At 42.1% G+C, this 15,997-nt stretch carries 16 protein-coding genes; 8 read left to right on the forward strand and 8 right to left on the reverse strand.

The window, feature by feature from the left end; translation table 11 throughout:
• Positions 1 to 11 precede the first annotated feature (11 nt).
• Genes celB through KNQ09_RS16555 form a run of 3 tightly spaced genes read right to left on the reverse strand, consistent with a single transcriptional unit; the run spans position 12 to position 1,996 of the window.
• Positions 12 to 1,349 (reverse strand): PTS cellobiose transporter subunit IIC, encoded by a 1,338-nt coding sequence (gene celB / locus KNQ09_RS16545; protein WP_214859095.1) that lies wholly within the window; start codon positions 1,347 to 1,349, stop codon positions 12 to 14.
• A 15-nt stretch (positions 1,350 to 1,364) separates the two neighbouring features.
• Positions 1,365 to 1,694 carry a PTS sugar transporter subunit IIA gene (locus KNQ09_RS16550; protein ID WP_029343447.1) on the reverse strand — a complete coding sequence of 110 codons (330 nt, stop codon included), beginning with the start codon at positions 1,692 to 1,694 and terminating at the stop codon, positions 1,365 to 1,367.
• Between the two features lie 5 nt (positions 1,695 to 1,699).
• Positions 1,700 to 1,996: a PTS sugar transporter subunit IIB gene (locus KNQ09_RS16555; protein WP_029343448.1), complete on the reverse strand. Its 297-nt coding sequence runs from the start codon at positions 1,994 to 1,996 to the stop codon at positions 1,700 to 1,702.
• Between the two features lie 147 nt (positions 1,997 to 2,143).
• Here KNQ09_RS16555 and KNQ09_RS16560 point away from each other — a divergent pair, with 147 nt between their 5' ends.
• Positions 2,144 to 3,937 carry a type I phosphomannose isomerase catalytic subunit gene (locus KNQ09_RS16560; RefSeq protein ID WP_214859096.1) on the forward strand — a complete coding sequence of 598 codons (1,794 nt, stop codon included), beginning with the start codon at positions 2,144 to 2,146 and terminating at the stop codon, positions 3,935 to 3,937.
• 558 nt (positions 3,938 to 4,495) lie between these two features.
• Here KNQ09_RS16560 and KNQ09_RS16565 read toward each other — a convergent pair.
• From KNQ09_RS16565 to KNQ09_RS16575, 4 genes are all read right to left on the reverse strand, one after another.
• Positions 4,496 to 5,020 (reverse strand): hypothetical protein, encoded by a 525-nt coding sequence (locus KNQ09_RS16565; protein WP_214859097.1) that lies wholly within the window; start codon positions 5,018 to 5,020, stop codon positions 4,496 to 4,498.
• A gap of 3 nt (positions 5,021 to 5,023) precedes the next feature.
• A complete protein-coding gene (locus KNQ09_RS16570; protein WP_214859098.1) occupies positions 5,024 to 9,163 on the reverse strand; it encodes a DNRLRE domain-containing protein in 4,140 nt (1,379 codons plus the stop codon).
• A 914-nt stretch (positions 9,164 to 10,077) separates the two neighbouring features.
• A complete protein-coding gene (locus tag KNQ09_RS17570; protein ID WP_285801442.1) occupies positions 10,078 to 10,209 on the reverse strand; it encodes a hypothetical protein in 132 nt (43 codons plus the stop codon).
• Positions 10,210 to 11,012: 803 nt separating this feature from the next.
• On the reverse strand, positions 11,013 to 11,195 hold the full coding sequence (locus KNQ09_RS16575; RefSeq protein ID WP_214859099.1) for a hypothetical protein: 183 nt from the start codon (positions 11,193 to 11,195) through the stop codon (positions 11,013 to 11,015).
• A 635-nt stretch (positions 11,196 to 11,830) separates the two neighbouring features.
• Between KNQ09_RS16575 and KNQ09_RS17640 the strand changes: the two genes are divergently transcribed.
• The 3 genes from KNQ09_RS17640 (at position 11,831) to KNQ09_RS16590 (ending at position 13,183) form a co-directional block, all read left to right on the forward strand.
• Positions 11,831 to 11,974, forward strand: coding sequence for an aureocin A53 family class IId bacteriocin (locus KNQ09_RS17640; RefSeq protein ID WP_214859100.1), 144 nt, complete (start codon positions 11,831 to 11,833; stop codon positions 11,972 to 11,974).
• Between the two features lie 118 nt (positions 11,975 to 12,092).
• Positions 12,093 to 12,239 (forward strand): aureocin A53 family class IId bacteriocin, encoded by a 147-nt coding sequence (locus KNQ09_RS17645; RefSeq protein ID WP_214859101.1) that lies wholly within the window; start codon positions 12,093 to 12,095, stop codon positions 12,237 to 12,239.
• A 431-nt stretch (positions 12,240 to 12,670) separates the two neighbouring features.
• Positions 12,671 to 13,183 (forward strand): PH domain-containing protein, encoded by a 513-nt coding sequence (locus tag KNQ09_RS16590; RefSeq protein ID WP_214859102.1) that lies wholly within the window; start codon positions 12,671 to 12,673, stop codon positions 13,181 to 13,183.
• A 557-nt stretch (positions 13,184 to 13,740) separates the two neighbouring features.
• On the opposite strand, the gene KNQ09_RS16595 is transcribed toward KNQ09_RS16590, so the two are convergent.
• Positions 13,741 to 15,000 (reverse strand): helix-turn-helix domain-containing protein, encoded by a 1,260-nt coding sequence (locus tag KNQ09_RS16595; protein ID WP_214859103.1) that lies wholly within the window; start codon positions 14,998 to 15,000, stop codon positions 13,741 to 13,743.
• A gap of 144 nt (positions 15,001 to 15,144) precedes the next feature.
• Here KNQ09_RS16595 and KNQ09_RS16600 point away from each other — a divergent pair, with 144 nt between their 5' ends.
• The 4 genes from KNQ09_RS16600 to KNQ09_RS16615 all read left to right on the forward strand — a co-directional run.
• Positions 15,145 to 15,288, forward strand: coding sequence for an aureocin A53 family class IId bacteriocin (locus tag KNQ09_RS16600; protein WP_214859104.1), 144 nt, complete (start codon positions 15,145 to 15,147; stop codon positions 15,286 to 15,288).
• Positions 15,289 to 15,502: 214 nt separating this feature from the next.
• Positions 15,503 to 15,646: an aureocin A53 family class IId bacteriocin gene (locus KNQ09_RS16605; RefSeq protein ID WP_214859105.1), complete on the forward strand. Its 144-nt coding sequence runs from the start codon at positions 15,503 to 15,505 to the stop codon at positions 15,644 to 15,646.
• Positions 15,647 to 15,711: 65 nt separating this feature from the next.
• Positions 15,712 to 15,855 carry an aureocin A53 family class IId bacteriocin gene (locus KNQ09_RS16610; protein WP_214859105.1) on the forward strand — a complete coding sequence of 48 codons (144 nt, stop codon included), beginning with the start codon at positions 15,712 to 15,714 and terminating at the stop codon, positions 15,853 to 15,855.
• Between the two features lie 65 nt (positions 15,856 to 15,920).
• On the forward strand, positions 15,921 to 15,997 hold a 77-nt coding region (locus tag KNQ09_RS16615), incomplete at its 3' end, for an aureocin A53 family class IId bacteriocin (RefSeq protein ID WP_214859113.1).

The raw sequence follows: 15,997 nt of genomic DNA on the forward strand, positions 1-15,997 counted from the left end.
ACCGACGTCGTTCAGCCGATTTGTTCCTTCTTCTCCTGCGTGGCGTTCGCCTCCTCGCGTTCCTTCTTCAGGTTCAGTCGATCGATGAAGACGAGGAACGGGAACCATACCGCCATGATGATGGCGAAGTTGACGAGCTGTAACAGACCTCCGGCGAGGGAGTTGGTCGCCATCATGCCGCTGATGAACATCGGGACGGTCCACGGCACGGCTACGCCGGTCGGAGGCGGGACGACGCCCGTCGACATGGCGAAGTATGTCACGGTCACCGTGATCAATGGTGCGACGATCCATGGAATCATGATCAACGGGTTCATGACGATCGGGAGCCCGAAAATCATCGGTTCGTTGACGTTGAAGACGCCTGGCCCGATCGATAGTTTCCCAATCTGCTTCAGTTGCTTCGAGCGCATGAACAACAGGATGGCGACGACCACCGCCAACGTCGAACCGGATCCCCCGATCCCGACGGTGTAGATTTCGATGAACTGCTTGCTGATGATGTTCGGGATTTCCCCGTTCGCGGTATAGGCGTTCAGGTTCTCGAGGGACAGCGTGTTCCAAATCGGGTCCATCACCGAGTTGACGATGACCTGTCCATGGAGACCGAAAAACCAGAACAATTGGACGAAGAAGATGGCGATCAATGTCGGGACGAGACCGTTCCCTAGGTTGACGAGTGGTTTCTGGACGAGATTGAAGATGAGGTCATGTAGGTTCGTGTCCAAAAGTGAAGTGACTGCGATGTTGATCCCGAGGAAGACGGTGAGCGTAAGTAATGCCGGCACGAGTGCCGAGAACGATTTGGCGACCGCGGTCGGTACACCAGCCGGCATCTTGATTGTCCAGTTCTTCTGGACGATGAAGCGATAGATCTCTCCTGCCAGGAATCCTGTGATCATGGCGAGGAACATGCCCTTCGCGCCGAGTCGGTCGAGCGGGATGACGTTACCCACCGGATCCGTGACGTTTTCGACCGAGACGAAGAACGGAGTAAGTAATAGGAACGAGACGAGGGCGATGACACCACCGAATACGGCTTCGACCTCATAACTCTTCGATAGATAATAGCCGATACCGAACACGACGAACAATGACATGATGCCCATCGTCGCGGATGGTGCATTCCCGAGCGACGTCTTGAAGGCGTCGAGCACGCCAGGGGACATGAACTTGTCGAGGAACGGTAGGTTGGCGACGACGACAATCAAGGAACCGAACATCGTAATCGGGAAGGCAAGCATGAATGCGTCACGTAACGTCTGCAGGTAGCGACTGTTGTTCAAGAATGCCGCCATCGGCATCAGGAAACGGCTCAACAGGTCGAACCACTTACTATTCTCTGTCATCTCAAACACTCCTTATCATTTTTTAGAGAACTTATGTTCCATGAGCTCGATGAGCCCAGCCGTCAGATCCAGCATCGTCTGCGTCGACATCAGATGGTCCTCCGCGTGTAGCAACAACAAGGATAGCGTCGTCGGTTCACCGCTCGCTTCCTTCTGGACCTGCCCGAAATGGACCTGATGTGCTTCTTGTAGTTGAGCGCGTGCATCCGACAGCAACCGCTCGAACTCCTCGAACGTCCCTTCCTTATAGGCTTCGATCGCCTCACGAATCGTACTTCTGGCATTCCCGCTGTGTAGGATCATCATGAATGCGACTTGCTCGATTGTCTGTTCGTTCGTCTGCATGTCGTTCACCCCATCAACTTCACGGCTTGTTCATAGGCCGCTTTTCCGTCCGCCATGCCATACGCCATCATGTCGATCACCTCGACGGGCTTGTCCGTCGCCTGCTGGAACTTCGAGAGAAGGAACCGCATCTGTGGTCCGATCAATATGACGTCGGCGCCATCCATCTCCTTCATTGCCTGGTCCTGTCCGACCGCCCAAATCTTCGCTTCTTCTCCGATGCCCTTCGCATGTTCCTGCATCTTCGACACCAGGATGCTCGTCGACATCCCTGAACTACACGCCAACATGATTTTCTTCACCTAAAATCTCCTCCTTTTTTGTAATCGCTTACAAATATGATTATACGCGCTTTTCTTTTCATGTCTATACTTGATATTTAATTTGTTTATTTTTATTTTATAAAAGTGTAGAGTTGTAATTGAAAATAGGATGAAGGAGGAGTTAGCATGCAGGAAGCGATTTATTTCGAACCGATCGTCAAGGAACGGATATGGGGTGGACAGCGACTTCGCGAGTATGGTTTTCCCATCCCTGACGCAAGTCGAACAGGCGAGGTCTGGACACTCGCGAGTCATCCGAACGGGACTACGCGCGTCGAATCCGGACCGTTCGTCGGTCTCGATTTGGAAGAGTTGTGGTCAAACCACCCTGAAATCTTCGGCATGGAGACGGATTCTGATTTCCCGCTCCTGTTGAAGTGGATTGATGCCTCGACGGACCTATCCGTCCAGGTCCATCCGAACGACGCCGATGCCAGACGTTATGAGCAACAACCTTACGGAAAGAACGAATGTTGGTACATCATCGATTGTCCGGAGGACGCCTCCCTCATCCACGGTCATTCCTTGTCCTCCCCGGAAGAGTTCGACGAGGCTGTCCTTCAGGGGACGTTGTTGCAGTCATTGCATCACGTACCGGTATCGAAGGGTGATTTCCTCTATGTACCGGCGGGGACCGTCCATGCCCTGACGGAAGGATGTGTCGTCCTCGAAATCCAACAGAACTCGGACACGACCTATCGTCTGCATGACTATGATCGTCTCAATTCAGTCACCGGCACTCTGCGTACACTTCACATCGAACAGGCCCGCCGCGTGATACGGTTCCCTCACTATCGTTACTTAGAGCCTTCCGTCCCGTTGTCCCCATCCAGAAGACGGTTGACGCGGAATCCTGATTTCTTCGTCGAGGAATGGACCATCCGTCAGACCCATGCACTAGACCCGAGTCCGACGTTCCGTATCATCACCGTCGTCGAGGGGACCATCGAATTGGACGACGTTGTGTTATCGGTCGGGGCGACCGCACTCCTCCCTGCTGACAGCGAGCATGTCGTCTCCGGGGACGGTCTCATGTTGGTCACCGGACCTGCTCCTAAGACGATAAAGCCATTCCGGATCGGTGTCGATCTCGGCGGTACGCAGACACGCGTCGCCGTCGTCGATCAGGAGAAGGTCATCAAGCAGTTGTCCTTCCCGACTAATCCGGTCGCCGACCCTGGGCAGACCATCTCGCACATCGAACATGCCATCCGATACTTCTCGGAAGAGTTCCATCTGACGAACATCGGCATCGCCGCGCCTGGTCCACTCGACGCGAGGACCGGACACCTGTTATCCCCACCGAATCTGCCTGGCTGGGACGACGTCGACCTCGTCACCCCAATCGCCTCCCGATTCGAGCTCCCGACCTGTCTCGAGAACGACGCGAATGCAGCGGCGCTCGGCGAGGCGTTGTTCGGAGCCGGACAGACATCCTCTTCCGTCTATTATGTGACGGTCAGCACCGGGATTGGGGGTGGCTATGTCCATGAGAAGAAGCTCATTCGCGGGGCCAATGGGTATGCGGGAGAGATTGGCAACACCATCATCGATTCATCCGGGCCCGTCCATCCGGTTCTCAACGTCGGATCCCTCGAGGGGTTGGCGAGCGGCACCGCACTCCAATCACGTGCCATGGAGCAGGAAGCCTCGTCCATCGAGATGCTGCTCACCGTACCCTCAGAACGAACCCGATTCATCAACCACTTGGCGACAGGGCTCGCGAACATCATCCACACGATCGACCCCGAGGTCATCATCATAGGAGGGGGAGTCACAGGATCTGCAGATTTGTTCTGGGAAGAGTTGATCTGCCGAGTCCGCGAGCTCGTCTATCCTGCTCTTCGTCCGAGCATCGATGTACGTCTCGCGACATTGGAGGGTCATGCGGGGGTCATCGGTGCTGCCCATCTCGGCTGATTCTGATCATGTCAAAGAATGTCTCGAACATCGCACTCATTGGCTACTCAATCGTAAGTGATGTTCGAGATTGAATGTATTAGTTCATAATGAATCAGAGAACAAAAAAAGATTGTATACATTTCGACATCGAAACGTATACAATCTTTTTCCTTAATTGTAGATTTTTCTTAAGATTAGAAATCGGCGTGCCATATATACAAGGAATTCAGAAAATAAATACGAGTGAACAAGTGAACCTCTTCTTTTATGCTGAATGAATATAATGTATACAACTTTTTATAAATTGATTGAATGGATAGAAAGCCATAGAACTATAATTATGACGCAGAGTACACAACTGAACCGCTTCATGAAATGAAGTTGTATACGGCTCAACATCACTAGTGATGTTCAATACTTCCTCACTTCCAGTACTTCAATCAGTTATTCGACTGTCAAAGCCTTATCTTTTTTATAATAGAGTTAGTCACTACCGATAAAAATAGTTGAGATAAGATAAATTAAAATACGATGTATCCATCGTAAGTTCACGATAAATACATCGGTCTATATATATTAATCATTCTTTACATCATTTTTCCTTGCATATAAATCTACTTGACTAATGACTTTACGTATCGCTGGTAAAGAATATTCTAAATCAATCAAAGCTTTCAAATCATGGTCGTAATACAATTTTTCATCTCTAATTTTAGAGAACGAATTTTTATCATCAAAATCTAACACCCAATCTAGGTTGTCATGGTTTATTTCTGACTGTTCTTCATCCAAACTGATTTTTGAATCAATCCAAGCCTGATAAAACCACTCCCAAATAATCGTCCATTTTTGAACAAGTTTATCTACTAAATAATGGCCCCATTCAACATCCTTTTGATTAAAACCAAAACCACATGTATGATTTCCTAAATTCGAATTTATATACATCTCTATTTTGATGTCTTTAAACTTTTCAGGATGTTCAACCAGATAAAAACCTCTCTCGAATTGTGCAGAAAAACTTTCGATTGATTGAATGGTTCCATCTGTAGACTTAAATTTCAGTTCTATCGAATCAATTTTTAATTTGATAGTGCTCATCGTTTAAAACCTCCATAATTGGTGTTTCGGATAAAACTGATCAACGATTAATTTTCTGTTCATATCCATGTGGATTCCAATTTTATAAGATATACCATTAATTTCTACGGTCGGAGAAATACGATAACCAGTCCTCATATTTTTTATTTTCTTTTTCGTCAATTTGTCTTTTACTTTCGGATGCTTCATTACGTCATTCATTATATTCATAATTTGACCGTATGAAGTACCATTTGGGAAAAATGTCTGAAGATTATTCGGTCCAAAACTCCCATCCCAAACTCCAATATGATGTCTTCTAAGGATGTGCGAAAATCTTTCGGGAGTCAGAATAGCTGGTTGTCCCAATGATTTTTTTCCTAAGGCGAAATCTTTGTGCATCAAATAACGTCCCGCATCTTCAATAGCCACTTTTCCACCAGCATTTTTAGGATCAAATTTGATGCTTGCCGTCAGGCTTCTCTTTCCTTTACGTTTCTTTTTTACAACAACTTTCTTTTTACTTTTGAATAGCGAAACAGTGACACGGACCAAAGTCTTGATTGCTCCCGCTCTCTGAGCGGTCGCCCGTTCTACTGGGTTATCCAAAAATAATTCATTGTTGTACAACTCGAATTCAAAGTCATCTTCAATCGTACTTGATTCATCATCTTCTTCATTTACATCATATTCCTGTTCGTTCCATGGACGTTCAAGTTCAATTTCTCGTTCACTCGTACGTCCTTTAGCGTCCGTAGTGCGGACCATGAATTGATACTCAGGTAATTCGTCAATTTGTTCTTTCGACAAACCATTCAATTGATATATTTTATCCATGTTCTGTGGAAGTGACGTACTGGCAGGACCGTTCATCTGGAGAGAGAGCTTATCCTCATTCTGATAAATCTTAGCTTGATCTGAATTCCAGATTGTCGAATTCCCTAAGCCATAAGAGATGTACTTCTGTCCATTGAAAACTAATAGCTCAGAAGTAGTATCCTGAGATTTTCTCCATCTCATCTCGACTTCTCTGTGTCCATCCGGATGCACCACATCATTCTCAATCCATACTTCAGGTTCTTCTAAAGGTATCGATATGCTTGAGATTTTTGAAGGAGGAGTAGCCCCTTCTTCCAAAATGGCCGATAGCCGGACCTGATAACTATCACTACTGGATGCAGGTTCATTATAATGCTTTCTCACCGCAGCATATAGAGTTTCAGGAGATGGAGGAATCGCCTGTCCATCCTCGTTCACTCTATATGAAAAGTCGCCATTTTTTATTTGCTCCGATGTCGGATATATGTTCCTATCAAGCGTCGTCCAACTGTTTAAATCACCTGGTACATCAAAATACGTATAATCATGTCCGTTGTAAATCATCACCTGGTATTTAAGTGCCTTCGGTACGGGTTTCCATGAGACAGAAAGGTCACTTGCGAGGTCGACTTTCTCCTCGTCGCCATCTCGTTCGATGACTTCAAGTATCGGTTCCTCCATAGGATTAAGACTACTAGCCACCTCAACAGGTTCGTTATCGAAATCGCTCATATCTAGGGTCAAGCTGGAGTCTTCTGATTCGATATCACTTTTCCCCAAATACCTACTTGAGGATAATTCCTTTTTCTCAGTATCCTCACCTCTAAAAGATTGGACGTATACATGATAGGAAGATTCGTCTGCCCTGTTCGAGTCAGAGAGTGAATATAACTTCCCAGCGTCACGCAATAACTCGAGACCTTCGAAGTCCGTCCGGAAACTAGCATCTGTCGTAGTCGTTGGATAAAGTCCGATGTCACGACTACTCCAATAGTTTGCGTCTGCTGAGAGTTGCTGCACGATTTGTTTGGTGATTCCATTGTCTATAAGGATGAGATAGCCCGATGCATCTTTTACAGGACTCCAAGCGGCCGTCAAATAACCCCGTGATGCGTCTGCACCTTTATATGCAAACCCGCGACCATTCGTGACAGGTGACTTTGTAGGGAACCAAAATTTAAGAGCAGAGGACGGTAGGCTCTCCCCTTTGTCCGATTTAGCGATTAGCTTGACGTAATAGTTCGTCGTATTCTCGTGTTTGATCCCAGTGGCGCTATAGAGTGCGCGCGGATCACTTAAGAAATCACGTCCATCTCCATTTTTCCTGAACAGATTGCCCGAGGATGCACTATTGAGTTGCTCATCGGTTGGGAACACTCGCTTCCCTTTACTCGACCAGCTCGTCTCATTCCCTACTGGAAGACGTTCGTACTTATCACCGTTGTAGAACAGAAGATCGTAAGATGTAGCTCCTTCGACCTCATCCCATTCTAGTTCGACCCATCCCTTATCGTCTTTCTGATTCGAATGTATGCCCTCGAGTTGAGGAGTCTCAGGATTCTCGGGGATGATGCCATCGAGGACCGGCTTCGCGGTCGTCGACGGCTCACTCGACCCTAGTTCGTAGTCTGCGACGACACGGAACTGATAGGCTTTCGTGGTCGTGTTCGAGTTGTTGCTCGCTCGATACATCGGTGATGGATCGAGCGGGAGCTCCATCCCATCGCCTTCCCTGAAGGCAATCCCTCCCGTCAGAGAATCTTTGTCCTTGTACTGATTCGTCGTCGGCCAGAGCTTCTTGTTCTTTGTGCTGAAGCTAGTCGCCGTCCCTTTATAGATGGTACGCCACCCTTTCCCGTTGAAGAGCTGCAACCGGTAGTTCGTCGCTTCCTTCGCCTTCCCCCAAGATAGATTGATGTAGCCGGTCGACGCGCCCGCTGCAGTCGGGAACGGCTCTGCCTTCAATCCTTTCATCTGAGGATAGCTATATGAGATGACGACATTCGATTTCTTGCCGGACTCGCTTGCTGTAAGTTGTTTCCAATAATTCTCGTCGTTGCCGTTCGCGTGCAGCTTGAATCCGTAGTCATCCATCTCCCCATCGGCAATCTGTTGGATCGCATCCTTCACGTTGAACGTGGCCCATTGCGCCCGTGCCACCTTAGTCGAGGTGATGTTGGTCGACGTCGGCTTGTTCTCCCAGTTGATGCTCGATTCCGACCATTTCGAATTGACTCTATCCAACCAGATGCCGGTCTTCGTCGTCGGATGATAGCTCCACTTGACGTAGGTCTTCAGGCTCGCTGATGTGATGGTCGCCCCTTTGATGTCAGAAAGTCCATCCATCTTCATGAAGGCATAGTTCGTCCCCGTCTGGCCGTCATACTTACCTATCCGTAGGACGTATTCTCCCTGTGCGGAACTCCAGAACTTATTATAGTTCCCCTTCGGATCTGCGCTCGTCACGAAAGCATCTTGTGCAGCACCACGGCTGAGCGTAGGATCGATATACACCGGATACTTCGTATCCTCATCCGAGAGCCATTCCTTACTTGGAATCAATTCGAGGGTGAAGCCATCCTCTCCCTTGACCAGCTCATAACGGATATCGCGGCTCTCCCTCGATAATCCAGAACGCGCATCGAACGAGCTATCACTCATGACGGGTGCCGGCATCGTGTACTTCACTTCACCATCCCTCGGATCTTTGAAGAGGATGTTCCCAGCCCCATCAAGCCCGACATCGAGCTTCGTATGGATTCGGTAGATGAATTTCTCGATATCCATGTTCTTCTGATTCAATATGATGTCTTCTTTGACTTCCTCGTTCATCACGACATGACGGACGTCCACTCCGGGATGGACATCCTTGTAGATGATGTGATTATCGTTCGTGTCCGCCATGCGCTCCTCGATTTTCTGGAGACCGTCCTTCGTCTGAGTACCCTCGAATCGGAAATCGATGGCATCGCCATCGCTTCCTTCGACCGACATGAAAGGAACTCGCGAGGAAATCCTGTCGTCGAATCGTACATCGATTTTTGAGTTCTTCGGCTCGATTGTCTGTCCTTGAGTTTCCGCTAGTCGAAGGTCGACATCCTTCCAAGAACCGTCGCGCTTGAGGAATTGTTCATCATTGTAGATGGTTAGTCGATAATCGCCTTCCCCCTTTTTCTCGGATTCCATGAAAGGGGTATTGATTGTCTCGCCGACCTTCTCTTCTGGGTCGAGCTTGTAGGCGGGAGAACTTTCGAAGCTATCATTTACTTTAGTTCCTGATTTTTCTTCTGCCTTCACATCCTTGATGTGAAGGGGGAGGGAGCTCACGAGCAACGAGCTGGCCACCAACGTCTTTGTCCACTTTTGTAAAGCCCTTTTTTTCAATTCCGTCTCCTCATTTCATTGTATTTAGAGAATATCTGAGCTCTCTTTATACAACAATCAATCTATCAATTATTCCTTTCTTACAATACTGTTAGGTATATTGACCTAAGTATGAAATAGAGAAAAACGATAATGATTTATAGGGTTGTTAGTTATATGTACGTCGATTAAATACCAATAAAATTATGTAATGATATTATTCTTAATGGACGTCACTTTCACAATAGATGATTTCTCGACGGTATGTTCTTACATTATGGAACCAAAAAAACACTCCAATCATCAAGAGTCATCTTCTTGATGGATGGGGTGTGTATACGCTTTTGTCAATCTATCAGCCACTTCGGTTGAAGACTTTGAATGCTCGGTCATGAAATCCATCCCATGCCTGATGTTGAGGCATCATTTCCTGGAATCATCCCCTCATCCCCTCAATACGATACCTCGAAGTCTCGTAGAGGATTCGAGGCGTCAAATGTACCTCAATCTATTTTCGTACCTTGTTCATTCATGGTTCACTCAATTGCTGGGGTTGGACATCTGTTGATGAAGAGCGACCAGGTATCGAAACTCCTATCGATTAGTCGGCAGGATAAACTACTGTATACATTTCGACATCGAAACCTTCTTCAGACTCCTCACTTACTTTCCTCCGAATAATCGTCTGAAGAAGTTTAGCGCATCGCGCCTCTCTGCAGCACTCTTAGGATTGATATCGTTCGAGGTCGATGTCTCGTCAACTACAGAAAACGCTTCCTGTCGTTTCAATTGTTCGGTTGCTATAATCCTTCAACTCCAGTTCAAATCCTCGGTCAACATCTGGCATGCGCTCGTTCATGCAGCAAGGTCCCGGCCAGAGACTCCATCGATTGTAGTTATGAACATGCAATCAATATCGTACCATTATCTCGTTGCCATAACCCCAGGGTCTCGACGTGATTGGATGCGAAATCAATCGATTCGACGAGCTTGAGTGCAGAAATGTACGCCGGCACTGGTCCTAGCATCCTCATGATTTCGTCGCGCTTACCCCATACCTCTGATTCGTGCTCATCCAAATCCCGTGGTGGCACTTCTTGATAGAAAAGAGAATCACGGACTTCCTCTGCGAACGTCTCAAGATTCTAAATCGTTCTTTCAGCATTATCTTTCATATCGCTCAATGAGTAGCTCAGATTTTCTGGGATTGTAATGATTTGAAAGTCGCTCCCGTCGACATCATCAATCCATACAGGATGATTTGGCTCGGTGTCATGGAGACGACTTGCTCACGTGCATTGAGTATCTTACATGAATAGACCCCCTACGTCCTTCCAAGTCAATTCAATCGGGAGATTTTCCTCTGTGAACCGGTTCAAAGAATCTACGAGGGGATGCGTTTCGAGGATCATGATGCCCTTTACGATGGCATTTATCGTTCCACTCGGGACGAAAATAAAATCTCCTTTCGTAACTGCTTGACGTGTTAGTAATCGACTCCACTCCACATTTTCGATTTAATCCGACAATTCATCTTCTGATCTTGTCTTGCGGTATGATCGATGATCAGTTCTACTCCCTCTTCCGCCTCCACTATATACCAACATTCCGTCTTACCGTAGGGTACTCCCTCCAAATATCTGAAAGGAGCGTCCTTCATGTTCATCTTTACACCGTAAGTATACAAAAAGAAGGTAGCCAAAATGACTACCTTCTTTCTTCATATGCTCTATATCGATACGTGTCATTTCTTTTTTATACCAATATAGACATAATATTGTATTTATTCTCTTATTTCAAAATTAATGTTCATTTATAACTGGATATATTTTTAATTTTCGTCCGGCTGTTCGAAAGAAAATGGTTGGATATGTAAATCTAAATTAGCTTCATCTACTGTCACGTTAATCTGTATTTCTTTATTTAACTCTGTATTTGCTTGCTCATCTCCATTGCCTACGTTACCAACTAATAATGAAACTCCAATTCCAGCTACGATAATCAATTTTTTCATGTTATTACTCCTTTTAATTAGATATTAAACTTAATTATTTATTTACTTTTTCATTTTTTTGTTTGATTAAAGATGTTGCAGTAATGTCATGATATTTATTTTTTTTATTCGCATCCCCTACCAATCTCATTTTCAATTCTAAAATACATGTGTAACGTTTTCCATTTTACTAGTAAATAACCCAATATATGTGTGTATATTTTGTGAATTTATTTATTCGTAACTTTTTCATTAAACGTTTTTCGCGTTTTTGTTTCGAAATAAAGAATATACTGCTCATTGTTTTCTAATAGATTATTACTAAATTATTAGTTGTTCAAAATACATAGATCCTGATAAGAATAACTAAACTACACTTTCCAAACACCGATTCTATAGACTATTAACTTTGACTAAGCTTTTGTATCTACTCTTATTATAGTTCTTAATCATCTTATTAAGACTTGCGCAAATTTAACTTTGTAATGTTAATCTATTCCATCTTATCTCGTCTGACTTGCGAAATACAAAGTTTGCCCTTAGGATGATACCATTATTTTACAAAGTAGTTGATTAGTTTTCACATCTGACTGTTTTATTTAACTAACTACTTTACTTATTAGATTTAAAAATGAGTTAGGAGGTGAGATTTAATAATGGTATCGTTCTTAGATATTATTTCACAGCTGGGCACTAAAGGTGTAGAATGGGCTTGGAAAAATCAGAGCAAGGTTATGGATTTAATCAATCGAGGATTTAGCGTTAAATACATCATCAACTACATAAAAGCTAGAAGCTAATTGATGATTATTTTTGGAATGGATAAGTCGCAAATTCTTTTTTCGTCGAATATAAAAAAAACTCATCGTCAAGACAAAGTCATTTACTATTACATTTAATTAATCGGAGGCAGACACAATGGCAACTTTTCTAGAGCTTGTTAGAACTCTTCCTTACAGAGCAAGTCTATGGGTGGTTTCCCATAAAGATGAAGTCTTAAAACTAATCAAAAACGGAGCTTCTCTTACTTATCTCGTTCGATACGTCATTTCTAAAGTTTACTAAGAATACTTATTAATCAAGCTTATACTCATTACATTTTTTGGAGGTTTATAACAATGTCATTTTGGATCGAGCTTTCTAAGAGAGCTAGCACAAATGCCTTACGATGGATTTTAGCTAATAAATCTAAAGTCCAGAAAATGATTTCAGACGGTCTTGGTATCACCGCTATTCTTAAATATGTTGAATCTAAAATCTAATCTAACAGCTCTATTGTTTTTGACCGAGGAAAGATCTTTTCCTCGGATTTATTTATTTTATACATAATTAAGTTCCACATTTTGATTTTTAAAATATTGTCCTAATATGTTATGTAAAAATTTTTTTTATAGAAATCTTGTTAATCCTAGGTATAGAAGAGTATATAGTATAAACAAGATTTAGCGCTTGGTTTATTTATCGTTCAACTTAAAGCATGGAAGGGCTGATTAAACTTGTATCAACTCAAAGAACCTACACAAAAAATTTCTCTCGACGCAATAAAGGTTTGGAGGATTTCTGATTTAATTAACACCACAATCGCTTTAATTATTTTCGTTTTTTTAGTTTATTTAGATCGTCTTTATAATTGGGATAGTTGGATTGAAATCACTTTGTATGCTCTCATAGGATTTACATGTATTTCTGCAATCATCGAACTTATTATTTTACCTGTATATAAACAAAAAACATGGAGATATGAGATCGATGATCGCTGCATTCAACTGAAGTATGGCGGCGTATTTAAAAAAACACACATTATAATTCCTATAGATAAAATTTATTTTGTCGACACGTATCAAGGTCCTATCATCAAAAAATACAATTTAGTAACTATAAAAATCGGAACTATTGGATTAGTACATGATATTCCAAACCTTCCCTTCGAAAGAGGCATTGAAATTCGAAATAATATTGCATTAATAGCCGAAAATTATAAGCGCCAGAGTGAGGAGTATGGAACTTAAGCGCAATCCATTTCTTTAAATATTTAGTATTTTCATCACACTTAGAATCATTTTTACATCGTTATTATAGGAACAGAACATTTACTAGGTTAACAACTAAAATTACGTATGATAGTTTATCAAATAATCTTAGTAATTTTTTCAAAAAGAACTAGTAATCGCTTTTCCAATCAAAATATTTCAGGAATGAGAAAATCGTTCTCTCAATTCTTACGCTTGATGAAGGCGAGATATAAACCGTTACGTCACCATTTTGAAGATCTAATGCCCTGTTTTTTTATACGTATAACAAAAACTTAATCTAAGTTTGACTATACAATCTAATAACGAGTCTATACGAAAATTTGCTTCACGTTTTTGGATTTGGGCTAGATTAAAGTTACATTCAGTTACGAATGTTTCTCTTATCTAGATTGATTAGGTACGGTATGTTGATATCTTTACATTCTAAAAAAACCCTGAATGTCAGACATTTGATAAATGTCTGACATTCAGGGTTTTTGTTCATTACTGATCTAACAATTAAATTTTTATAATGTATTTTTTAAAATACATCGTTAGTACAAAGAAATGTAGTTATTATCAATCACCAATTTGTAACAAATGCTAGCTTTTTTATGTGCACCTTTTGCTTGGTAATACTCACCTAGTAAATTCGCATATCTTTGAATTTGGATTATTAGTTTCATTTTTTTTAATTGTGGAAAAAACTTCTCCTTCGCGAAAACTTCCCACTTCTCTTCATCTTCTTCTATGAAATAATACAAAAACCAAAATTCCATAGTGGCGATATTCATTTTGGGTAAGTTTAATACAGACTTCGTATTTTCTCTTAACAATCTCTGACATTCATTTAGTTCTTGCTCTCTATAATAAATATAAATCAACAAGTTTAGAGAAGTAATGTAGCTCATACTTTGTGTATCTTTGTACTGGAGTGCTTTTAACAAGTGTTTAATCGCTTTTGGATTATCGCGCTTGATCAAGTACATACTAGCAATATTGTGTTCAATAATTCCAAGGTTGATACTATCTTCATATTCTAAAGCTAATAACCTTGCATTTTTAAATTCCTCTATTGCTATTGAAATATTACCCATTTTACTAGTGGATATTCCTATTTGTATATGTATTCTCATACATTTTTCAAGCTTATAGTGTTGACGAAAAATATCCAATGACTTATTTGCGTAGGAAAGACTAAGTGAATCATCTTGGACTCTATCTAAAACCAATGAATACAAATAATAAAGATCTGCTTTTTCTAGTACATGAAAAATTCTATCAGAGTACTCTGTTAGGGCTTTCTCAAAGTAAATTTTTGCTTGATCATTCTCTCTTAAAACAGAATAATAGTTCCCTAAATGTTTATAGTAATAAAAACGACTTCTAACGTTTATTTTTTCATAAAAGTACTTTAAGAAATTTAATGAGCCTTCAACTTCGTCTATTTTTTTTAGAATAATACACGCTCGGATTCTTTTAACGTGAAACTCTATCAATAATTCTGTCCTAGTTATTGGACTCATTAATTTATTGAGTTGTTCATACAGTTTTCTGCATTCATCTATTTGGTTATGTAACAATGGTTGCTCCCATGCTGTTAATAACTGCTGAATCGTATTATCTTCAGACTGCAATTCATTAAAGTTAATTCCAACCCGGTTAAAAAGCAAAGCAATTGTGTCTTGGTCAGCTGTTGTTTTATTATTTTCAATTCGTGATAGATAAGAGACCGATACAATCGACTCTGCAACTTCCTCTTGAGTCATCTTTCTTTCTAACCTATGAAATTTTAGTAACTTTCCTATATCCATATTCGACTCCTTTATTAAAAACTTGCGCAAATTTAACTCCTCATATTAAATCATCTGATTTTCGCTATCATAATTTGCGAAATACACTTTATTCAAATCCAATGATACCATTATTTTACACAGAAGAAGAGGAGGTGAAAGATAATGACGATTTTTTTACGTCTCGTAGCTCAACTTACTACTAAAGCAGCAAAATGGGCTTGGACACACAAAGAAACCGTATTGAGTATGATCAAAAACGGTGTACGGATTGATGCGATTATTCGTTATATCGAATCTAAAGTTTGATTCAACTATTTTTTGTTAGATATACGAAAAAACTTTAGTTGCGTTATTTTTACATACCGCTATATAACTAGGTTTTTTATTCGTAAAAGTAGCTTGAAAAAAGAAATGAGATTAGGAATTCAATCAATTGAGGGTTCAGCATCAAACTGAATTTGCAAAATTAAAAATTGACGTATTTCCAATCTATCAATTAAACGAATAGAGGTGAAATACAATGGCGACTTTCCTACGCTTAGTAGCGCAACTTTCCGTTCGTGGAGCAAAATGGGCTTGGGCAAATAAAGGCAAAGTAATGGATATGATTCAAAATAGTGTACGCTTTGAAGCTATTCTTCGTTACATCGAGTCTAAAGTCTAATTCAGACTAGAGAACACAGTCGTAACCTCTGTTCTCAAACATCACATTTCCGGAGGTGAAATACAATGGCGACTTTCCTACGCTTAGTAGCGCAGCTTTCCGTTCGCGGAGCAAAATGGGCTTGGGCAAATAAAGGCAAAGTAATGGATATGATTCAAAATAGTGTACGCTTTGAAGCTATTCTTCGTTACATCGAGTCTAAAGTCTAATTCAGACTAGAGAACACAGTCGTAACCTCTGTTCTCAAACATCACATTTCCGGAGGTGAAATACAATGGCGACTTTCCTACGCTTAGTAGCGCAGCTTTCCGTTCGCGGAGCAAAATGGGCTTGGGCAAATAAAGGCAAAGT

The organism is Exiguobacterium sp. s191 (assembly GCF_018618955.1).
Classification (GTDB): domain Bacteria; phylum Bacillota; class Bacilli; order Exiguobacteriales; family Exiguobacteriaceae; genus Exiguobacterium_A; species Exiguobacterium_A abrahamii.